The organism is Burkholderia stagnalis, from assembly GCF_902830275.1.
GTDB classification, from domain to species: domain Bacteria; phylum Pseudomonadota; class Gammaproteobacteria; order Burkholderiales; family Burkholderiaceae; genus Burkholderia; species Burkholderia stagnalis.
Map to the genome: position 1 here is coordinate 27888 of NZ_CADESW010000030.1, position 23009 is coordinate 50896.

Genomic DNA, 23009 nt, shown 5'->3' on the forward strand with positions numbered 1-23009 from the left:
GCGGCGCCGTTCCGTTGCCCGTCACGTCGCTGCGTGACGCGGCGCGGCGCGGCACGCGTCGTGCGTGTCGTGCGCCCCACTACACGCGCCGCATCGCCGATACGAGCGCGGCGTCCTCGCCGGTTCCGGCCGGCCGCCGCTGCGCGCCGAGCCCCGTGCCGCCCGTGCGCCGCCGCGCGGCATGCCGCTCGATCACCCGCTGCAGCACGCAGAACACGCACAGCAGCGCGCCGATCACGATCCGCGTCCACCACGAACTCAGCGTGCCGTCGAACGTGATCAGTACCTGGATCGTGCCGAGGATGCCGACGCCGAACACCGAGCCGATCACGTAACCCACGCCGCCCGTGAGCAGCGTGCCGCCGATCACGGTCGCGGCGATCGCGTCGAGCTCCATCCCCTGCGCCTGCAGCCCGTAGCCCGACAGCACGTACAGCGTGAACACCACGCCGCCGAGCGCCGAGCACAGCCCGCTCAGCGCGTAGACGCCGATCTTCGTGCGCGCGACGGGCAGCCCCATCAGCAGCGCCGAGCGCTCGCTGCCGCCGATCGCGTACACGTTGCGGCCGAAGCGCGTGAAATGCGCGACGTAGATCGCGACGGCCAGCGTCGCGAGCGCGATCAGCGCGCCCGCGCTCAGCATGCCGCCGCCGACCGGCACGCTGATGCCGGCGATCGCATGAAACGTCGGCTCGTTGATCGTGATCGACTGCGTCGTGATCAGGAAACATGCGCCGCGCGCGAGGAACATGCCGGCCAGCGTGACGATGAACGGCTGCAGCCGGAAATAATGGATCAGCGCGCCCATCGCCGCGCCGTACAGCGCGCCGAACGCGAGCACGAGCGGCACGATGATCCACACGGACCAGTGCAGCCGCTCGGCGCCGACCGCGCAGAAGATCGTCGTCAGCGCGACGACCGAGCCGACCGACAGGTCGATGCCGCCCGACACGATCACGAACGTCATCCCGATCGCGACGATCAGCAGGAACGCGTTGTCGACGAGCAGGCCGGTGAGCACCTGCATCGAGAAGAAGCCCGTGTACATCACGGACCCGAAGCCGAACAGCACGGCGAACAGCACGATCGTCACGACGATCGGCAGCTTGCGCGGGTCGGCGAGCCGGCCAGGGAAGCGGGTCATCGGGGCGTGGCTCCGGGGGTGGCGCGCGAACGCGCGGAAGGCAGCAGCCGCGACGCATGCCGGACGACCAGCGCGCGCGCCGCGTCGGACTGGATCAGCGTCACGACGATCACGACGAACGCCTTGACGACGAGCGTCGCCTCCGGCGGCACGCCGATCGAATAGGTCGTGTAGGTGAGCGTCTGGATGATCAGCGCGCCGAGCACGGAGCCCGCGAAGCTGAAGCGGCCGCCGAGCAGCGACGTGCCGCCGAGCGTCACCGCGAGGATCGCGTCGAGTTCGAGCAGCAGCCCCGCGTTGTTGCCGTCGGCGCTGCGCACGTTCGAGCTTGCGAGGATGCCGGCGATCGCGGCCATCACGCCGGAACAGAGATAGACGCCGAACACGACCGCGCCGGATCGCAGCCCGACGAGCCGCGTCGCGACCGGGTTCACGCCGATCGCGCGGATGAACAGCCCGAGCGCCGTGCGATTCGCGAGCAGCGCGGTCGCGGCAAGCGTCGCGAGCGCGATCCACACCGCGCACGGCACGGTCGCGAGATAGCCGCCGCCGAGCGCGAGGTAGCCGGGCGCGCCGATCGGGATGATCTGGCCGCCCGTCAGGAGTTGCGCGACGCCGCGGCCGGCCACCATCAGGATCAGCGTCGCGATGATCGGCTGCATCCCGACGAACGCAACGAGCAGCCCGTTCCACGCGCCCGCCAGCAGCCCGACGCCGAGCGCGGCGGCCAGCGCCGCACCGACCCGCGACGGGTCCGCTTCGAGCACGATCGCCGCGGCCGCGCCGGCGATCGCGACGATCGCGCCGACCGAGATGTCGATTCCGCGCGTCGCGATCACGAGCGTCATCCCGAGCGACACGATCACGAGCGGCGCCGCGCGGTTCAGGATGTCGATCGGCGCGCCGAACAGGTGGCCGTCGAGCAGCACGATCGACAGGAAGCCCGGGCGATGCGCGACGTCGAGCGCGAACAGCAGCGCGAGCGTCAGCACCGGCCATGCAAGCGGGTGGCGAAACAGCGTGCGCACGCGCGTCATGACTGGCCTCCCGCGATCAGCCGGTAAACCTGCTCCTCGGACGCGTCGGCGCCGGTCAGTTCCGCGACCTTGCGCCGATCGCGCAGCACCGCGATCCGGTGGCTCACGCGCACGACCTCGCCGATCTCCGACGAGATGAACAGGATCGCGAGCCCGGTCGCGCACAGCGCGAGCACGCGCTCCATGATGTCGAACTTCGCGGCGACGTCGATGCCGCGCGTCGGCTCGTCGAGGATCAGCAGCTTCGGGGCCGTCGCGAGCCAGCGCGCGAGCAGCACCTTCTGCTGGTTGCCGCCCGACAGCAGGCCGATCGGCTGCTCCGCGTCGCGCGCCTTGATGCCGAGCCGCGCGATATACGCGTCGGCGATCTCGCGCTGGCGCGCGCGCCCGATCAGCCGCCACCAGCCGCGCCGCGCCTGCAGCGCGAGGATGATGTTCTCGCGGATCGACAGCGCGGCGACGATGCCCTCCTTCTTGCGGTCCTCGGGGCAATACGCGATTCCGTGGCGGACCGCATCGTGCGGCGAAGCAAGCCGCTTGCGCGCGCCGTCGATCTCGATCGCGCCGGTGTCGGTGCGCTCGGCGGCGAACGCGAGCCGCGCGGTTTCGGTGCGCCCCGAGCCGAGCAGCCCGGCGAGCCCGACGATTTCGCCGGGCCGCACGTCGAGATCGAGCGCGCTCATCATCCCGCGCCGGCCGACCTGCTGCATCGACAGGAACGGCGCGGCTGCGCCGGCGGCCGGAACGACGGCCGCCGCGCCCGCACGCAGCGTGTCGGACATCCGCTCGCGGCCGGTCATCTTCGCGACCAGCGCATCGACCGGCAGGTCGCGCGCCAGGTACTCGCCTTCGCGCTCGCCGTTGCGCATCACGGTGATCCGGTCGGACACCGCATAGGTCTGCTCGAGGAAATGCGTGACGAACAGGATCGCGATGCCCGACGCCTTGAGCCGGCGCAGCACGTCGAACAACCGCGCGGCCTCGCCGTCGTCGAGGCTCGACGTCGGCTCGTCGAGAATCAGCACGCGCGCGTCGACCGATACGGCGCGCGCGATCGCGACCATCTGCTGCACGGCGATCGGATACGCGTCGAGCGAGCGCGTGACGTCGAGCGACAGGTCGAGTTCGGCCAGCGCCGCGCGCGAGCGCGCATGGATCGTTTTCCAGTCGATCGCGCCGCGCCGCATCGGCTGCCGGCCCGCGAAAATGTTCTCGGCGACCGACAGGTTCGCGCACAGGTTCACTTCCTGGTAGAGCGTCTGGATCCCCGCCGCCTCGGCTTCGCGCGGCGCCGCGAAGCGCACGGGCCGGCCGCCGACGCGAATCTCGCCCGCATCGTGCGCATGCACGCCGGTGAGCACGTTGATCAGCGTCGACTTGCCCGCGCCGTTCTGGCCCATCAGCGCGTGGATCTCGCCCGGAAACAGCCGGAAGCTCACGCGCTGCAGCGCGCTGACGCCCGGAAACGCCTTGTCGATGCCGATCATCTCGACCACCGGCGGATGCGTCATGCCCCCTCCCTCGAAGCGGTTGCCATCCGGGCGGCCGCGACGCCGCCGCCCGTGCAGGACATCAGTACTTGCGGGTCGGCAGCACCTGCGCCGCGACGTTCATCGGGAACACGGTCTCGTTCGTCACGATGCGCCTGGGCAGCGGCTTGCCGGCGACGACGTCCTTCACCGCGCTCATCAGTTGCGGGCCGAGCAGCGGGCTGCATTCGACGTCGACGTTGATCTTGCCGGCGATCATCGCCTGGAAGCCGCCCTTCGTCGCATCGAACGACACGACGCTCACGTCCTTGCCGGGCTTGATCCCGGCCTCTTCCATCGCCTGGATCGCGCCGAGCGCCATGTCGTCGTTGTGCGCGTAGACCACGTTGATCTGCTTGCCGTAGGTCTTCGCGAACGCTTCCATCACCTGCTTGCCGCCGGCGAGCGTGAAGTCGCCGCTCTGCGACGCGATCACCTTGAATTTCGGATTGCTTTTGATCACCTCGAGCAGGCCCGCGCGGCGATCGTTGGCCGGCGCCGAGCCGACCGTGCCCTGCAGCTCGACGATGTTGACCGGGCCCGCGTCGTTCCGGTAGCGCTCTTCCATCCAGTGGCCGGCGCGCCGCCCTTCCTCGAGGAAGTCCGAACCGATCATCGTCACGTACAGCGACGGATCCTTCACGTCGACCGCGCGATCGGTCAGGATCACCGGGATGCGCGCGGCCTTCGCTTCGTTCAGCACCGGCTCCCAGCCCGATTCGACGACCGGCGAGAACGCGATCACGTCGACCTTCTGCGCGATGAACGAGCGGATCGCACGGATCTGGTTCTCCTGCTTCTGCTGCGCGTCCGAGAACTTCAGGTTGATGCCGGCGTCCTTCGCCGCGCCCTTCACCGACACGGTGTTCGCGGTGCGCCACGCGCTCTCCGCGCCGACCTGCGAGAACCCGAGCGTGATCGGCTTTTGCTGCGCGAACGCGCCCGGCGCGAGCAGCGTCGCCGCGGCGGCGATCGCACCGGCCGCCAGCTTCCTGATGAATGTCATGGTCCGTCTCCGATGATGTCGTTGTATGCCGCGGCGCTGTTCTGTTTCTGCTTGGCGCGGGCGCGGTGCGGGGCCGAGCGGGCCGGCGAGGCCGGCCGGCCCGGTGTGCACGCCCCGGATCAGTCTAGGAGCAAGCCCGATAACCTTCCAATGAAATATTGGATCGAGGTGATATCGATATCGGCATGCGTATCAACACCTATGCAACGCGCTCGTTGCGCGCCGGCGAGGGGATGACATGTCTGTCCGTGGCCCCTCGGTGCCTTCTTTCACGCATCACGCCGCCAGCCCCGCCGAGGAAGCATCCGTCAGGTCCGGGTCGAAGCGCGTCATGCAGTTCAGGTCGAGTGCGCGTATCCGGTCGGTCATGAAGTCGACGAAGATGCGAATGCGCGCCGGAAGATGTTGCCGGCTGAGATAGCAGATATAGTGGCCGCGGTCGTCCGGCGCATGCCTGGCCAGCGCGACGACGAGCTCGTTCGACGCGATATGGTCGCGAATCTGATAGCCCGCCATCTGCGCAATGCCCGATCCATTCAGAACCGCGCGCAACACCAGATCGGCATCGTTGAACGTGAGGCGCGACGTCGGCAGGTACTTTTGCACGCGGCCGTCGACATTGAACTCCCATTCGAATATGCGACCGCTGGCAAAACGGAAATTGATGCACGCGTGCCGGCCCAGGTCCTCCACACTCTCCGGGAGGCCGTGCCTGGCCACATACGACGGCGCCGCGCAAAGCGCCATCCGCATCGGAATCAGTTGCCGGGCAATGATGCTGGAGCCCTCGATGCGCCCATTGCGGAACGACACGTCGATTCGCTCCGACACCAGGTCGATCGGCCGATCGTCGAGCAGCAGATCGACGGCGATGTCGGGATAGGCCTGCGCAAACGTTTCCAGCAGCGGCGCAACGATTTTCCTGCCGAATCCCACCGCCGAGCTGATCCGGATGAGGCCGCGCAGCGGCCCCCGCCGCAGTTCCAGCATGTCGTTCATGGCTTCCACGATCTGTGCCACGCCCTGGTGGCAGTTCTCGAAGAATCGTTGGCCTTCGCGCGTCAGTTCGGTGGTGCGCGTGGTCCGCTGGAACAGCCGCGTACTCAACTGCGCCTCCAGCTTCTGAACGTTTCGGCTCACGGCCGGCCGGCCGACGCCGAGACGTTCGGCGGCCCTGGTAAAACTCCCTTCGCTCGCCACTGCAATGAATGCAACGATGCCCGCATAGCTCGCACCGAAGCTCGCCGACAGGGCATCGGCACGACCGGCCAGATCGCGACGAACGCCATGTTCCGATGGTTCCGATTGATTCAATTCCACTGCCCCTGACATGCCGCTCATCCCGATTGCCCGTCGCTGGCCTGCGCCGGCGAACCGCCGCACGCGCGAACGCGAATCAGCTTTTCGCGAGCCACTGGTCGAGACTGATGCGGCCGAGTCGCGCCGGCCCGAGCGGCACCAGCGATTTTTCCTCGACGCAGCCGCCGTAGTAGCGGGCGTCGTGATCGGTCACCACCGCGCGCGTGTCGCCGACCGACTTCAGATAGCGCGCGACGATCTCCGCGAACGGTGCGCGATCCGGGCCCGCGATCTCGATCGTGCCGTTCTGCGGCCCGGCGAGCGCGGTCTGCGCAATGAGCGCCGCGACGTCTTCCGCGGCGATCGGCTGAAACAGTCCGTCGCCGATGCGGACCGTGCCGCCTTGCGTGCCGAAATCCGCGATTCCGCCGATGAACTCCATGAATTGCGTGGCGCGCACGATCGTGTACGGCACGCCCGCCGCTTCGATCGCCTGTTCCTGCGCGACCTTGGCCGCGAAATAGCCGTTCTCCGGCATCCGGTCGCAGCCGACGATCGACAGCGCGACGTGATGGCGCACGCCTGCGGCCACTTCGGCCTTGCCGAGATTGCGTGCCGACGTGCGGAAGAAGTCCAGCACCGCCTGCGGCTCCCATGACGGCGCATTCGCCACGTCCACGACGACGTCCGCGTCCGTCAATGCGTCGGTCAGGCCCTCGCCCGTGATGGTATTGACGCCGGTGCGCGGCGACGCGGCAAGCGCCTGATGGCCCGCATCGCCGAGCAGCGTGACGACACGCGAGCCGATCAGGCCCGAACCGCCGATGACGACGATCTTCATCGCAAAATCTCCTGACGAAAGGATTTCATTGGAATGCGTAACGCACGTGACGGGTGCCGTATCCGATGAAGGCGGTCATCACCGTCGCATCGCGTGACGCCATTGTGGAAGAACCATGTCCTGTCCATCAGTGCCAAGAATCGTCGATCGGACTGATCCATGTCGCGTCTGTTCGCGTCACCCGCGAGATGTCGACAAACGACGCACCGCCTCGATACGCAAGGTTCGAGAGCCGCACCTGACGGGCGATTGGTGCCGAAGCGGCAACAGAGTGCGCACGTGCCCGGCGCTACCGGCCCTCGGGGCGCGCGAATACGATGGTTGCCAGGCAGTCCCGCGATGAATCGTCATGCGCAGGGCCGGTAGTACCGCTTCCACAGATCAGGAGAACGGATCATGACGCAACGTATCAACTACTTTCAGCAATCACCGGAACTGACCAACAAACTCGTCGAGCTGGACGGGCTGATCCAAAAGACGACGATCGAGGCGCCGGTCCGCGAGCTCGTCGAGATTCGGGCCTCGCAGCTCAATGGCTGCGCATTCTGCGTCGACATGCACATCAAGATGGCAAAAATCCACGGCGAGCGCGAACTGCGCGTGCATCACGTCGCGATCTGGCGCGAGTCGACGCTGTTTTCGCCGCGCGAGCGCGCCGCGCTGGAATGGACCGACGCACTGACCCACCTCCCCTCCCATGGCGTGCCGGACGACCTCTACGAACGCGTGCATGCGCACTATTCCGAGAAGGAGCTGTCGGATCTCACCTTCCTCGTGGGCGCGATCAATAGCTGGAACCGGCTGAATGTCGCGTTCCGCATCGTGCCCGGCTCGTTCGACAAGATGTTCGGGCTCGACAAGGCCAATCTGGAGTAACGACATGAAACGCATGCTCGTTCTTGCGCCGCTGGTATCGTCGCTGCTGATGGTCGTCCAGCCGGCCACCGCCGCACCGCAAGCCAAGGTCACGTCGCTGACCACCGAGCCATTGCCCGAGTATCCGGGCAAGGAAGTCGAGATGATCGTCGTGGAGTATCCGCCGGGCAGCGTCGATCCCGTTCATCGTCACGACGCGCACGCATTCGTCTACGTGCTCGACGGCAGTATCGTGATGGGCCTGAACAACGGCAAGGAGGTCACGCTCCACGCCGGCGACACGTTCCACGAAGGCCCGGAAGACGTGCACACGGTCGGACGGAATGCCAGCCGCACAAAGCCGGCAAAGTTCGTCGTGTTGCTGATCAAGAACAAGGGTGCGCCGGTCCTCACGCCCGTGAAGTAGGCAATCGCTGTCGAGGCCCGGCAACGCCGGGCCGTCGCACGCCTGCGTGACACCGGGAACAGAAAAAAACCAACAAGTCGCGGCTCGTGCCGGATTTCGGATAGGGTATGACTCGCAAGGCTTTGCACGCTGGGCCTTGAAATGCATTTTCCGTCAGCCGGGCACGAGCAAAAAAGGCGAACGAGCTGATTTTTGAGAGAGATATCGCACACAAGGGCGGCCGACGGGACAGGCGTTTTTGTACCAAACCGACGGCCTCGGTTATTGCTGGATGGCCGCGTTCTTCAACAAGCCGCCGACGAACTGAGCACTCGCCTTTTCGAGCGCCAGCGCCTCGAGTTGCTGGCGGATCGCGGCTTGTATCTGAATGAATGCCGGCACTTGCGTCGGCCGTTTCGCGTCAAGCTTCACGATCGCGCGAGCGCCGTCGACCGGGATCGAATCGGGCGTAATCGCGCCCACGGGCAGCTTCGTCAGCGTCTGCGCGATCCCGACCGGCAACCCGGACGTCTTGCCCTCAGTGGCAGGGGACTTGAAGCTCACCCACGGCAATTCACCACCTGCGTCCCGGCTCGGCGCGATGCTGTATTGGCGCGCAAGCGCGTCGAACGACTTGCCCGATTTCAGTTCGGAAAGCACGGTGGCCGCCGTTGCCGCGTCCCGCACAACGATCAGGCGCGGCTTGTATTCTTCGTTGCCCAGCGATGCAACGATCTCGTCGTAGCGCGCCTTGACCTGTGCATCCGCGACTGGCTCCGGCTTCACGTTGTCCTTCAGGTACAGCTGAGTCTCGGCGTTCGCCTTCGCCACCTGCATCGCGGCCTGCACTTCCGGCTTGCCACCGTAGTTCGCCTTCTCGGCGGCCTGCTGGATCAGCACGCGCGCGATCAGCTGGTTCTTGATCGCCTGGCGAACCTGCGGCGTGTCGGCTTGCCTCGAGGCCCGCACCACCGCGTCCACCTCGGCCTGCGTGATCGTCGTGCCATTGACTGTCGCAACGGTTGTCGCCGGCTGCGGCGCGGTTGCCGTCTGAGCATGGACGGAGCTGCTCAGCAGACCGGCAAGTGCCAGCACCGTAAGCACGCGGTTCAGCGTCGTGTTCATCATCGTCTCACCACTTCGAGTAAAAGGGGCGCGGAGGCAGGTTCTCACGCTAAAGCACCCGACCCGAGGGAGGCCCGGTGCGACCAATTCAATAATTCCAGTTCATCGTGGCCAGCACGAGCGTCGCTTTCGAGCCGAGCGACGCCGGCTGCGCCAGGGCACGCCCGACCAGCACTTCGCCTGACAACATCTGCATGCGCCACTGCCACTGCGCACGCAGGCCCGCGCCGACACCGGCCAGCGTCGGAAAGCCCGGCGACGCGATCAGGTTCACCTTGCCTGCGTCGACGAACACGTATGGCTCGATTCGTCCGTCCTTCCACGCGGGCGCGTTCACCCATGCGAGTTCGTTGCGCGAATAGACGCCGCGATCGCCTGCGATTTCGCCCGACCGAAAGCCGCGGATCGTATCCATACCGCCCAGATACAGCTGCTCCGAACCAAACAGCGCGGCGTTCGTGTACTGCCCGCCCAGCACGCCACGATACGCGAGCACCGCGCGCCCGATCCTCGGCAGCGGCAACGTGAACGCAGCGGTTGCATCGACCTTCGTGAACTGGCTGTGGGCGTCGTCACGGTTGATGCCGTGCTGATCGTGGTTGGCGCCGAGCCACGGCAGGCCTTGCGATATCCCCGTGTTGACCGTGACATTCCCCTGCGCATCGTTCATCACGAACTTGTGCAGCCAATTGCCGCCGAGCCGGAACACCGCAAGCCGTTGCGGATCGAGATCGATTCCGTTGATTTCCCGATCGGTGCGTCGCCACGACAGCGTCGCGTCGATGCTCGTGATATCGCTGATGCTGCGGCTCACCAGATAGTTCCAGCCGAAGATGTGCGACAGCGTGCGGCCATATTCGAGCGCAGTCGTGCCGATCACCTGCTGATACTCGGAATCGGAGATCGTATAGCTGAACGTGCTTCGGCCGAACGGCACCGAAAACGATCCTACCAGCGCGTTGCTGTCCAGACTGTCAAGGAAGTTGAAGCTCAGCGATTCCTGCAAGCCGAGCAGGTTGTCGGCCTCGACGCCCGCGCGATAGCGCGTGACGCCCGTGGCCGAGCTGCCGTAGTTGTCGACGCCGAGCGTGTAGTACAGGCGATCGCCGGGCTTGTTGCCGATGTCGACGATCGATTCGCCCGGGTTCTGGCCAGGCAGGATCTGCACCGTCGCCTGATTGCGGCGCAGCCGGTTGATTTGCGCGACACCTTGATCGACGTCGGACAGGCGCAGCGGGTCGCCGGAGGCGGCGGGGAACGCGTTCTCGTAGCCGGCATCCGTGAGCCAGCCGCCGCCGGATGATTTTTCACCGGGCTTCAATCGGTGGATCGGTGTGCCATTGACCATGAAGCCCTCGATTCGGCCAAGCTGGATCGTGACCGTCAACGTGCCGGTCGCGAGGTTCTGCGGGCCGAGCAGCGCACGCGTCGTGACGAAGCCGCGTTCGATGAAGACGTCGGTGAGCCGCTTCAGCAACACGTTGATGCGGTGCGAACCCAGATCCTGCCCCGTGAACGGCACGACGACCGCGTCGAGTCTCTTGCCGGAGATGCCGCCCGGCGGTTCGAACGGTTTTCCGTCGGGCGCTTGTAGCACGATTCGCCTGACGGCGAAGGTCGGGCCAGTTTCGACGATGGCGTCGATCGGCGTATCGGCCGGGATCTCGAGCGTCGTTTCCGAGGTCGGCGCGATCATGATCGACGCCGGCGGCTGTTCGAGCTGGCGTTGCCGTGCCTGCTCGCGCTGCTGCTCGATGATCAGTTGCGCCGGGTCTTGAACCGGTCGAGCGCCAGGCGGCAGGGATTGGGCGTGGGCAGAACGATGGGCCAACCAGACCGCGCAGGCGACCATTACGGCCGCGCCGACCCACAGCTTCAACAAGACACGCATCCTCACCTCGCCTTCGCCGGCTTTGCCGCCGCCAGTGCCGCTTTTTCCTGCGGCGTCGGTGCTGTCTCCAGGACAATCACCAGGGTTACGATCAGCCCTGTGACCATCAGACCGAACATACTGAGCATTGCTTTATTCATTTCAACGCCACCACCACGTCGTCAGGCCAAGGTGCTGGTCGATCTGCACCGGCGTGCGCGACGGCGCGCGCACGGTCGTGATGCCACCGGCTGCCGTGACGCCCTTCCCGCCGCTGATGTTGCCGCCGTCGATCACGCCGTCGCCGGTGAGCGTCACACTGCCGTTCGCGGTGAACCCGCCACCGATATCCATCGCGATGATCTGCGCCCACGTGCTGCCGAAGAACGCCTTGAAGCCGCGGTGCTGGTTGATCGCGGAATAGCCCGTGACGCCCTGTGCGTAGGTGACGGGGGCGTCGACTTTGATGTTGCCGGTCGCGAAGACGTTGCCGCCGATGTTGCGGGCGATAGTGCCCGCCTTGATGCCGATGTTGCCGCCTGCCTGGATCGTGCCGCCGTAGGGCGTGACGTTGCTCGACGCGTCGGCGTGGCAGAAGATCCAACAGCTGCGCGTGTAGCTCGCCTGACCAGTGAACACCGCGGCGTTCGTGAATGCGTTCTGAGCGGTGATGGTTACGCCAGCGTCGTTCGACTGGACGATGCCGCCCGCGTTGGTGAAATTTCGGCTGGCGATCGTCACCGGGCCGTGGACGGCCGCGATGTAGGCGAGCTGGTTGGGCTGGCTGACAGTACCGTAGTCGACGTTGAAGCCGCTCGTCGTATGCGTGAAAAAGAGGAAACTGCCGCCGCGGTTCGAATAGGCGGTCGGCTGACCACCGTTGGTGCCGCCCGTGTGGTCGATCATGTTCTGCACGTCGCCCGTCGCGTTGAGACTTACCGCGTCGTTCGACAGGATGCGGGCGTTGTCGTTGATGACATTGCCGCCGGCCGTCAGCTTGGTCTTGCCGTTGGCGGAAAAAATGACGCCGAGGTTGCCGGCGCTCGAGCGATTCGTGAGGTCGCCACCGGCATTCAGCATCACGTCGCCACCGGTCGCGGTGCCATCGCTCGCGGTCGTGCCGGCCTGAATCAGGCTGCCCGTGTTGGTAATCGCGCCCGTGCTCGTCAGATTGACCGTGTTGCCGGCGCTCAGCGTCGACAGGCCTGTCGCATCGTCGGACAGTGCGATGCTGCCAGCCTGAACCTTTGTGTTGTTGGCGGCCACTACTTGCGCGCCCTGCAACGATACTGTGCTCGGTGTCGTGATCGACACATCATGCTCGCCCTTGATCGCGCCATTCGCGACAGTCACGTCCCCGCTCGACATGACGACCGCATCGCCCGCGTTTGCGTAGATCTTGCCGAGGTTGCGCACCCCCGCGCCCAGATCGGTGACGATCAGTTGCACGCGGCCTGCGGTCAGGCCACCGGCGGCCGTGATGTCGACGGCGACCGCATTGCTCTTCGTGCCGGGCGTCGAGGTGCCATTCAGCCAGTCGTGTCCGTTGTCTGACGGCGAAAAGCTCGTGTCGTAGGTCGACGTGCTGTCTCCAACGATCGCGCGGATGCCACTCGTCGAGCTCGTGAATTCGTTCGTGACCGGCCCGTTGACGCTTAACCGCTTGGCGATCAGGTCGAGGTTGACGAGCGTGCCGGACAGGCCACCGGGGCCGATCGTGATCGCGCCGCGGTCAGTCGTCAGCACCACGTTTCGCTGCATGACGCCCGGTGCGATCGTCAGATCGCTGAAGCTCACCTGCCCGGTCGACAGCACGACGTGGCCGGTATTCGTGAAGCTGCCACCGTCCACAGTGATACCGTTCGGGTTCGCCAGGATCACGTTCGCCCTGGGGCCGAGCACGTTGATGTTGCCCTGGATCAGCGACGGATTCGTGCTCGTGACCTGGTTAACGATCGTGCGCGCGTTGATGCCGACGTTGTTCAGGTCGGCACCGGCTTTCGAGACGTTGAACGATGTATAGGCATTGTTCGAAACGCCGCCGACGGCGGGCGCAATATTGACGGTTTGATGGCCGTTAGCGCCGGTCGACACGGTCGTTGGGGTGCCGCCGTCGGCGACAATTCCGGCCGCCATCGAAGTGCATGAAACACCTACCGACGCGAGGAAAAGACACTTTGCACTTGAAGTTACATGCATGAAGATTCGCCCCTAAACTCCATTTATTTTGTTATGCGAAAAGATTTATTTGATATGCCAGACACGTCTTACAAAGTGCGGAAACGGCATTTCGCGAAGGTTAGGAAATTTAATGGAGATTCGGGCACATTGCCACACTTCGAGAGGCATGCAATGCTTCGCCGGCGTCAATCTGAACACCCACTTGCCAAACGTAAGCGACAGATCTTTTGCGGCGCAACAACATCGCCACTCAAGCCATCTAAACCAAACCTAAACGCGGCGCCTCACCACCGCTGACTCCTATACAGTCTCCAAATCGTTCTTGCTTATCTCATCCGGCCCGAACTGCGAATCGGCAGCGATTTCTTGCAGCGCAGGTAGGAAATCAATAGCCACTGCGTGATTTCGATTTATCTTGCTGGTGGCGGCGATGCATTTTCGCTCGTAGACAATGCCTTCTCCACAGCGCTTGTCCAATCTTCCCAAGCCCCTGGGTCTGCAGGCCCATGTCCCTGAGTTATTTCCCAAGACAGGGAGCTCAACAAACCACCAATCTCGTCTGCCTTTGTTCGTTCATATTCCTGGTCCAAGAAGTAAAACATCGCACGATACGCTTGCTCGATAGTCAGTTTCTGCTCGCTCATTTTTTCCATCCCGGTTTAGTCGGTGCAGCAAGTCCCGTTTCAGGGTTATAAGGCAGCGGCGTCTTGTTGACACCACCATTCCAGATCTGCCCATTGCGCGTTTGCACCCACACTTGGGTCCCATCTGACTGCAGCTGGGCGGACCACATCGTCCCGTACTTATCTGGCCCTAGGGTTGTTGCGGGATTGTTCGCAACGCTAGTCAACAGCGCCCGATTCTCCTGCGTGTCAGCAATATGGCCATCCCGCGTACCGAATATCTTAGTCGCGCGGTTGTCGGTCAGCACGAAATCACCAGAGGCGTTCGCCCCAGCGGTGATCGCGGACGTTTCTTTCTTGATCAGACTACCGGCGAGACCCAACCCAGCGGCCCCTTCCCCAAGTCCCTGGAAGTTTGACGTATCCGCACCAAACTTGGCGATGTACGTCGACATCAGCTGGCCCAGATTGCCCTTCGTTACATCCGCATAACCCGGACCGTAGGTATAGCCAGCGTTGTCAACGATGCCGCGCGCGACATCCTCCGCGCCCGCCGGCACTTTCCAGTACTCGACGTATTGTCCCTGTGCATCCCGATAGAAAGTCGTGCCACGAGCCACAGTACTGGCTTGCGCATCCGCCAGACTATTCCAGACCCGCATCCCGTTGGGACCGCCATTTCCGCCGTAGACGTTTTCCGCAGCCTTCAGCAGATCATCGGAGGTGTATTTCGCTGCGATCGTGGGGTTGCGAGCCCGCAGCTTGTCGATCAGTTGCACGACCTTGTCGACGTGCTGTAGATCGTTGTTCAGCGCATTGTTTTGCGCCGCCGTCATGCCGGCCTGAACATTCTGCCCTGCGACCGCAGCAGCTGCGCCGCCAACTGCGGTTGCAAGTCCGCCCACCAAGGCTTGCTGAGCAGCCGCGTCGGCACCGCTGTTAGCGGCTGCATAGACCAGCAACGGCGAAATCACCGCGCTCGTTGCGGCTCCGACCGCCCCGCCCCCGCATCCCTGCCCCATCGCGGCACCTGCCGCACACCCAAGTACCGCGTGCTCGAGGACGTTCTGTACGGAGTACGGATTCGTTGCATCGCCGATGCCGTACGCGACCGCAGCGGCAAGATCGGCGACCGCGCTGTTGCGCAGATTCGTCAGAAAGCTGCCACCCTGAATCGCCGTCTGCACACCCGCCTGAATCGTTGCCTCGGCGCCCAGCGCCAGCGCTGTCTGCCCGATCGTCGTAGCCGTCGACGCACCCGCTTGCGGCACGATGGCGCCGCCCACGTTCTTGACGCCGGCGAGCGCCGACAGGCTGTTGTCACCGATCTGACCGCCCAGGCCCGCCCAACCCACGCCTGCATCCGGCGAGTATGTAATCCCGTTCGTCAGGCCCGCCGTCACTGCGCTCGTCAGCCCGCTCTGGAGCGCTGCCGTGAAGCTGAATTGCCCTGTGCTCGCCTGCGAGATCGCGCTGGCACTAAAACCGCCCGCGCCTGCCGAGACCATCGAGCCACCAACCGTGCCCGCCAGTGCGCCACCGGCCATCAGCCCGGTTGCCACACCCGCTGTGATAAACGACGCCACCACCGCAGTCACCGCCATGCCGATTTGCTCGAACAGACCTGGACTTTCGGCGAGCGACTGGAAGCTCGTATGCAGGTTGTCGCTGACCGTGCTCTGCGTGAAATTCCCGCCGAGCTGGCTCTTCAGCGCGGCAAGCTGATCCGCCGTCGCGCTCGCATTTGCTTGACCGTTCGGGTCGAGCTTCTGCAGTGCACCGCCGACCTGATTCAACCGATCGACGTTCAGGTCGTAGTTGGCGGCCGACATGAAGCCGCCCTGCTGCGCCACCGTACCGGTCGTCGTCATCAGGCCCATCACGTCCGGCAGGTACGTATAGATGGTGCCGACGTCGGTCGAGCGCTGCTGGTTCGTGACCGTGCCTGCGTTGATCGACAGCGTGCCGCTTGCCGCGATGGTCCCGGTGTTGGTGATCGTGCCTTTGTTCGTCGCCGTCAACGACACGTCCTGACCAACGATGGTGCCGTCATGCTGCACGACCGCGTAGTTTTGCGGCAGATACACTTGCGGCATCAGCGCCGCGACCGTCGGGCAGCTTGCGACGCCGGTTGCGGTACAACCCGGCTCAGGCACCGTCTCCTCGACGTACCAAAGCATCGGCGCGTCCAGTGCCGCGACCTGCTGCGACGACAGCGCGGTACCGAGCGCGATGTTATGCGCCTTCGCATACGCGATCGCATTCGCGTACAGCACCGACTTCTCCTGCTCGGTCACCGACTTCTGCTTTTGGCTGTCGAACTTCAGCCCGTCGATAAAGCTCGCCTTGCCGGTTTGCGCCAGTGCCACCTGCTGAAGCACCTGGTTTTCGCTGAAGGGATCGTAGTAGAACAGCGTCGAGCCCGGGCGCAGGTTCGCCGGCAGATTCGCCACGAGGTCCGACGGCCCGATGCCGCCAATCACCTGCGAAGCCGGGTTGTTGATCAGATACGCCGGCGACGGACCGTTCGACTGCGTCGAGATGGTCTGAACCGGACTTGTCGAGGGCATCGAGGCAGCACCGGCGCTCAGGCCAAGACTGGAGCCCGCGCCTGGCACGCTGGCTTGCGCCAGCGTCGGCGCCACTGCCGCGCCGACCGTCTGCGACGCGATCGCCGTGGTCGTGCCGCGCGTCACCATGCCAGCAACGATCGACGACTGGATCGCCGAATTCGCGACTGCATTCGCGCCGTTTTGCGCCGCGCCCGCGTTTGTCGGCACTCCGACCGGGCCGAGCGGGATCACCTGCTGCGAAGCCGTCGGCTGCGGCGTATAGACGTTGGGGGACGTGAGGCCGTTGACGAGCGTCGCGCCCGTCAGCGCCACCTGTTGCCCCATCACGTTGCCGGAATTCTGCAATGTCCCGCCGGCCGTGACTGTCAACGACGGAGCCTGGATCGTGCCCGGGAGGCTCGCGGACGGCGTCGGCGGCTGAATACCCGCGTTGCTCCGGTAGGCGCTGCCGAACAGCGTCGAGCATGTCCCGGAGTTCCCGCATCCGAAATTGTCCGGAGGCTGCGAGCCGCCGACAATGCCGCCATAGAACGCGTCGTGCCAATATGCGTTCAGCGTCTGGTCCTGGTTCGTCACGGTCGATGCCACGGCAATCGACGCTTGACCGCCTGCGGTAATCAGGCTGCCCGTGTTGGCCACGCCCCCCGCGCTGATCGACAAGTTCCGGTTCGCGATGATCGTCGATGCGCTGCCGGATTGCATATCGACGAACGCATCGCAGTAGTGCTGGTACGCCCCGCTACAGCCGTAGCGTGCAGTCGTGCCGTAGTTCTGGTAGACCTGCTGCGGCGCAGACAACGTGTTCGTCAGGGTGGCCGTGCTAATCGCGATGTCACGGCCGGCCTGTAAGTTTCCCGACGAATTCGTGACGCTAGCGCTCTGCGTGAGGGTGGTCTGCGAGTTGGTCGGATCTGTGTTATCTCGGCTCGTGCCCGCTCCACCGATCACGACGTCACGGCCCGCGAGCAAATTGCCGTAGTTGTTCGACACCGTCGGCGCGGCGATCGTGAGATCGCGGCCGGCAAAGACCGTATTGTTGGTCTGCGTATAGCTGTAGGACTGCGTCGAAATCTGGTCGCCAAAGATGCCGATCGAATCGTTACCGGGACCGCTTGTGAACAAGGCCGTCGACTGGCTGTGGAAGTACATCTCGATGATCGGTCGGGCGTCGCTGAATGCCTGTCCCGGTCGGTCGTAACTGAAGCCCGACGGGAACGCCGTCGTGATGTATTGGTAGCCGCATTGCGTATCGGACACACCAGCAGCACAGCCGACCGTCGACGTGACGCTACTGGCGTGATAGCCCTGATTCGTAAACGCGTTCGCGTGGATCGTCAGATCCTGGCCCGCATACAGATTGCCGGCATTGGTCAGGTTGGAGCCCGTGCCGTTCAAATTCAAGTTATTGCCGGCGATGATCTGCCCTGCATTCTGACTCGTATAGGAAGAAATCGTCGACGTCTGCAACGCCGGCGCGCTGACCTGACTAGGTGTGATATTCGCTGTCGTGGTGAAACTCGCGTCCGGCAGCACGACAAGACTGCCTGCGGTGTAAGCGGCCTTCAGCTGCGTGAGGAATGCCGCATATGATGCCGCATCGATGCTGTCGGTGATCGTCGTCACCTTCGCATCACCACCGTTGTCCAGCGCCGCGACGTTCAACGTCGCATTATGGCCGGCCGATATCGTGCTGCCATGGTTATTCAGCGTCCCCGTCGTGATCGACAGGTCTTGTCCAGCAGCGATCACGCCAGCCGCGCCGCTGGCCTGCGTCGTGGTCGTTGTGCGGGTGACGGTGGGCAACGCGACGCCATACAACGTGCCGCCGCTGAGGTCTGGCGCGCTCATCGACGTCGCGCTCGACGGCTGGAGGTCGCCGACGCGCGCAGTAATCGTCGCCGAGTCGGTCGAGACCGATCCGCTGACGATGTTCTCGTACGTCACGCTGAGCGTTTCGGTTCCCATCGGCGACGCAAGCAGCTCGCGGCCCAGACCGGCCGTGTTGATGTCGGTCGTGGTCGTCGTGGTGCTGGTTGTGTTGCCGCCCGCACGGCTGTTGTTCACGTTGGCCGCGTTGATCGTGACGTTGTTCTGCGCGGAGATCGTCCCGGCGACATTGACGAGGTCGCCCGACAGGTTCGCATTCAAGTCGCGACCCGCCTTGGTCGTCGCGCCGCTGTTGTCGTAGCTCGTGCCGCTCAAATTGACGTCCCGCACCGCGCTGACGGTCCCCGCGTTCGTCACGGCGCCCGATAAATTGACATCCTGATTCGCGGTGATCGTCGCGCCGGTCTGGTTGAGCACCGTGCCGGACAGGTTCACGTTGTTGCCGGCCGAGATCGTGCCGCTGTTCGTCAACGTGCCGCTCGTCGACAGCGTGATGTCGCCTGACTTGCTGATCGTGCCGGTGTTGGTCAGGCCTTGGGTCGTGTTCAGCGACACGCTGTTGCCCGGCATCGCCCACGTGCCGGAGTTGTTGACCTGTTGCGCGTTGATCGCCAGCGCATTACCGAGGTTGATCGTGCCGGCCGTTGCCGCCGACGGATCGAACGCTTGATTCGGCAGGTTCAGTGTGAGGTTATGCTGGGCCAGAATCTGGCCTGACGTGTTGTCGAACGAGCCGCTACTGCCATTGACGGTGACGACGACGTCGCCCGTCGGTGCGCTCTGGTTATTGACGTCGCCCGCGAAAATCGTCCCACCGCGATTGATCAACGCGGTCGTCGTCAGACTCAGCGCGTTCGTCGCGAGCAGCGAACCCGAGTTGGTCGTGGTGCCCGATACGTTCAGGCCACTCGTGGCCCCGTAAATCGAACCGCTGTTCGTCAGGTTTGACGCGTTCACGTTGGTCGTGGCCAGCGACGACAGCGTACCGGTATTGCTGACGTTCGATCCGGATACGGTCAAATTGCCGGCCGCCATCTGGGTGCCGACGTTATTCACCGTGCCGCCCGCCAGCGTCGCGCTGCCTTTGTAGGCCGCCGTCCCACCGGTCGTCAGGCTCTGCGTGCCGGAAATCTGCGTCGTGCCGGCTACCACCGCGTTCGCGGTCACAACGTTCGCACCCGACATCACCGCATCGCCACCGACACTCACCGCCGGCGCACTGGCGCTGAACGGCTGGTTCAGTTGGCCGGCGGACGTGTCGAGATTGCCGCTCGCCGTTGCGGTCAGATTGCCCCCGACACTCAGCCCCTGGGTCGCAATGTTCGCTCCGGTAAGCGTCGCATCCTTCGACACCGTCGCCTGGCCGTTGAGCGTCAGGTTCTGTCCGGCGCTCAGATTGGCATTACCTGCCGTAGACACGGGGCCGGCAGCCGTGAGACTGCCCGATCTCGCGTTCGCCGACAGGTCGCCAAGACTCACCACGCTACCTTGCGCATTGATGTCGCCACCCGCCGTGATGGCCGCCGCCCCGCCGGACAACACATTGCCCGCCAACGTGGCGCTGCCGTTCGTTGCGGTCAATGTGCTGCTGCCGACTGCGATCGTCGCACCGACGCTCACGTTGTTGGCGGCCGTCGCCGACAGGTTGTTGCCCGTCTGGATCGCGCCCGTGATACCGATGTTGTTGCCGGCTGTCAGCGTCGTGTCGTTGGCGACGTTGACTGCGCCGTTTCCGGTCACGTTTCGTCCAGCGGCAACGCTCGCATTGCCGCTGCCATCGACCTCGAGCCCGCCGTTCAGGTTGACGTCGCGCGCCGCAGTAAGCGATGTGCTCTGCCCGCTATGGACGTTGCCAGAGATCGCCGCGTCCTGCCCGGCAGTTACCGTGATGGTTCCGGGGCTCGCCAGCGTGCCGGCGATCGCGACATTGCCCGCCCCCGAGCTAAGCTGCGCGTTGCCTGCGCTGTAGACGTCGCCGCCAAGATTGGCGCCTTGCTGCCCATTGGCCGTGAGACGCCCGAGCGTCGTCACGCTGCCAGACGTCGACAGCGTGCCGTTGGCCGCCGACAGCGACATGTCGCCCAAGGACGCGGCGGAACCGTTGACGGCAGTGTTGCCGCCTGACGTAACGGTCAGTGTCGAACCGCCGACGGCGTTGCCGTCAATCGTCGTGTCCGTGCCGCTTCGAATGTCGACCGCACCGGGCGCCGAAACCGTACCGCCGAGCGACGTGCTGCCTCCCGCCGTCGAGCTCAGCGTGCTGCCGCTCTGCAACGCACCCGCCAGCGCAATGTTCTGGCCGGCCGAAAGCGACACCGCACCGGTCGACGATGCGAGGTTGCCGTTTCCGGTAATCGAACCGCTCTGCGCGGCGATCGCAATCGGACCTGTGGCCTGTGCCGTGCCGCCCAGCGCCGTGTCCTGCGCGGCAGTGACCGACAACGCGCCGTTGGTCAGGACATTCCCCCCGACCGCGGCAGTTCCCGTCTGCACCGTGATCGATGTATCACCCACGGCGGAAACCGCACCGTTCACGGCGGCATTGCGCCCCGCCTGCACGCTGACCGTACTGCCACCTGCGACGCTTCCCGTTTCGGTCGCATCGCGCCCGGCGGTAATCGAGATTGCCCCCGGTGCCGAAACATCGGCCAGCGTGACGTCCTGCCCAGCCTTCGCCACTACCGCACCGCCGCTTTGCACCGCGCCGCTATAGGCGAGGTTCTGGCTCGCCGACAGATTGACGTTCCCTTGAGTCGTGCGGATCGAACCATTGCCGGTCAAACTGCCGTTCGTCGCGGTGAGCGTCGCGTCGCCGGCCGTTGCCAGTGCGCCATTGACCACCACGCTACTGCCAGACACGCTGGCCGTCCCGGCCTGCGTCTGCCCGCCGAGCGTCGTGGTGCCGCTTGCCTGGACGGTCAACGCGCCGGGCGTCACGGCCGTGCCAGCCAGCGTCGCATCGCCGCTGGCCGCGGTCACCATCAAGGGTCCTTGCGCCGATGCATTGCCGCCAACAACGGCGCTCTGCCCTGCCGTGACCGATAGCCCCGCATTGCTGATTGCGTTGCCATTGATCTGTGTGGTACCTGTCGTCGCCGTGATCGACGTATTGCCAATACCCGACACCGCCCCGTTCACCGTCGCATTGCGACCGCCCGCCAAAGCGACCGTGTTGCCGCCCTGCACCTGCCCATTGATATTCAGATCACGGCCGGCGGTTGCCGTGATCGCGCCTGGCGCGGACAGCGCCGAGCCGACCGTCAGGTCACCATTCGTCGTCTGCAGTGCAATGTCGTGCGCGGACAGCGTGCCGATCGTCATCGATTGGCCAGCAATCAGACTCGCGGCGCCGTTCGCCGCGACGGATGCCGCGTTGAGATTGCCGCCAGCGGTCATCGTGACGTTCTGGCCGGCCGACACCGAGCCCGGCGCGTTGACGTCGCCGTTCGCGTTGACCGTGTAGTTCTGGTTCGCGAACCCCGTGCCGCCAAGCGTGGTGTTGCCCGCGCCGGTCAGGGTGACGTTCTGATTGGCGAACGTCTGGCCGACTGCGATATCGCCGTTCGAATTGACCACCACATTGCCCGCAGTCGCCGACAGCGGGCCTCGGGTGTTGACGCCCATGCCCGCCGCGGTCGACACGATGTAGACGGTGCCGCTCGTCACCGAGCCAAACTGGTTCGCGTCGACGGCAACGGTCCTGCCGATCGCCGCAGCGGTGTTCGTCGTCCCGTTCGGGGACATCCCGTACGTGGTGCCGGTCGCATCCGTCGCCACCGGCGTGACGATCTGGTTGCCGGTCACCACGTTGACGCGCTGATCCGCCCGCAGCGGCGCGTTGATCCTGACACTTTGGCCGATCAGGTCGATGTTCCCCACTGTGCCCTCGATCCCCGCGCCGGGGCCGTTCACACCGGCCGGGCCGCTGATCGTGATGGCCCCCGACCGCACGTCGTAGGCCACTGCACCCGCGTGCGCAAAATCGGTCGCGGTGCCGCCGACGCCCGTCAGGAATTGCGGCGTACCGGTCGTCAGGGTCACGCCGGGAGCATTCGTCAGCGACATGCCATTGACGGAAACGCCGCCAGGAGCCGCCACGATGACGGTCGCGGGTGCTCCGAACACCTCGAGCGGCCCGTTCAACGTCGCAATAGCGTTCGACGTGACCTGGTTGATAATCGTCGATGCCGGTCGTCCGTTCAGGTTCGGATTCGCGCCGAGCGTGCCGCCGAGCAAGGGAGTCCCGGCCACGGTGCTGTTATTGAGCACCAAACCTCGCGAATCGACGTCGAATGACTGGTATTGCCCAACGCTGATGCCGTTGCCGTTGGCGGCCGGGATATTGATGGCGGGCACGCCCGTGCTGGTCTGTGTGACGGACGGCTGGAACGTGATCGGTGCACGTGGATCGACGATCGGCTCAGCGTGCGCAACCTCATCTGCGAGAAACACAGCCGGCGCAAAATACGTAACCGCGACCATGATGAGCGCGGTTACGCGCATCCAGAACGGACGCGCCGCGTCGATGCCGCTTGTCGGAGCGGCAATTTGGCAGTCGGCCCATTTTGAGCCGCGTGCCATGTCGCGCTGGAACAGACGCACTGCAAGCGCCTTTCGGGTGGTCTCGATGCAC

At 64.9% G+C, this 23009-nt stretch carries 13 protein-coding genes; 2 read left to right on the forward strand and 11 right to left on the reverse strand.

Going from position 1 to position 23009, the window contains the following annotated elements:
- Positions 1-79: 79 nt before the first annotated feature.
- The 6 genes from yjfF to HWY45_RS33390 all read right to left on the reverse strand — a co-directional run bounded on the left by yjfF (position 80) and on the right by HWY45_RS33390 (position 6856).
- Positions 80-1144 (reverse strand): galactofuranose ABC transporter, permease protein YjfF, encoded by a 1065-nt coding sequence (gene yjfF / locus HWY45_RS33365; RefSeq protein ID WP_059885787.1) that lies wholly within the window; start codon positions 1142-1144, stop codon positions 80-82.
- The gene (locus HWY45_RS33370; protein WP_059885789.1) at positions 1141-2181 is read right to left on the reverse strand and encodes an ABC transporter permease; all 1041 of its coding nucleotides are present in this window, start codon (positions 2179-2181) and stop codon (positions 1141-1143) included. The genes yjfF and HWY45_RS33370 overlap by 4 nt, the downstream gene beginning before the upstream one ends.
- Positions 2178-3692 (reverse strand): sugar ABC transporter ATP-binding protein, encoded by a 1515-nt coding sequence (locus tag HWY45_RS33375; RefSeq protein ID WP_059885791.1) that lies wholly within the window; start codon positions 3690-3692, stop codon positions 2178-2180. Before HWY45_RS33375 ends, HWY45_RS33370 begins: the two co-directional genes overlap by 4 nt.
- A gap of 61 nt (positions 3693-3753) precedes the next feature.
- Positions 3754-4716 carry an ABC transporter substrate-binding protein gene (locus HWY45_RS33380; protein WP_059885793.1) on the reverse strand — a complete coding sequence of 321 codons (963 nt, stop codon included), beginning with the start codon at positions 4714-4716 and terminating at the stop codon, positions 3754-3756.
- A gap of 276 nt (positions 4717-4992) precedes the next feature.
- On the reverse strand, positions 4993-6030 hold the full coding sequence (locus HWY45_RS33385) for a LysR family transcriptional regulator (protein ID WP_059885831.1): 1038 nt from the start codon (positions 6028-6030) through the stop codon (positions 4993-4995).
- Positions 6031-6112: 82 nt separating this feature from the next.
- A complete protein-coding gene (locus HWY45_RS33390) occupies positions 6113-6856 on the reverse strand; it encodes an SDR family oxidoreductase (protein WP_059885795.1) in 744 nt (247 codons plus the stop codon).
- A gap of 396 nt (positions 6857-7252) precedes the next feature.
- Between HWY45_RS33390 and HWY45_RS33395 the strand changes: the two genes are divergently transcribed.
- Both HWY45_RS33395 and HWY45_RS33400 read left to right on the forward strand, forming a co-directional pair.
- Positions 7253-7732 (forward strand): carboxymuconolactone decarboxylase family protein, encoded by a 480-nt coding sequence (locus HWY45_RS33395; RefSeq protein ID WP_059885797.1) that lies wholly within the window; start codon positions 7253-7255, stop codon positions 7730-7732.
- A 4-nt stretch (positions 7733-7736) separates the two neighbouring features.
- Positions 7737-8138 carry a cupin domain-containing protein gene (locus HWY45_RS33400; protein ID WP_059802629.1) on the forward strand — a complete coding sequence of 134 codons (402 nt, stop codon included), beginning with the start codon at positions 7737-7739 and terminating at the stop codon, positions 8136-8138.
- Between the two features lie 261 nt (positions 8139-8399).
- On the opposite strand, the gene HWY45_RS33405 is transcribed toward HWY45_RS33400, so the two are convergent.
- From HWY45_RS33405 to HWY45_RS33425, 5 genes are all read right to left on the reverse strand, one after another.
- Entirely contained in the window at positions 8400-9242 is an 843-nt protein-coding gene (locus tag HWY45_RS33405) for a peptidylprolyl isomerase (RefSeq protein WP_414143471.1), read from the reverse strand.
- Between the two features lie 88 nt (positions 9243-9330).
- The gene (locus HWY45_RS33410) at positions 9331-11094 is read right to left on the reverse strand and encodes a ShlB/FhaC/HecB family hemolysin secretion/activation protein (RefSeq protein WP_414143472.1); all 1764 of its coding nucleotides are present in this window, start codon (positions 11092-11094) and stop codon (positions 9331-9333) included.
- A 41-nt stretch (positions 11095-11135) separates the two neighbouring features.
- Positions 11136-11273, reverse strand: coding sequence for a hypothetical protein (locus HWY45_RS33415; RefSeq protein ID WP_155631609.1), 138 nt, complete (start codon positions 11271-11273; stop codon positions 11136-11138).
- 1 nt (position 11274) lies between these two features.
- Positions 11275-13248 carry a two-partner secretion domain-containing protein gene (locus HWY45_RS33420; RefSeq protein WP_230951004.1) on the reverse strand — a complete coding sequence of 658 codons (1974 nt, stop codon included), beginning with the start codon at positions 13246-13248 and terminating at the stop codon, positions 11275-11277.
- A 685-nt stretch (positions 13249-13933) separates the two neighbouring features.
- A complete protein-coding gene (locus HWY45_RS33425; protein ID WP_437340670.1) occupies positions 13934-22879 on the reverse strand; it encodes a two-partner secretion domain-containing protein in 8946 nt (2981 codons plus the stop codon).
- Positions 22880-23009: the final 130 nt, after the last annotated feature.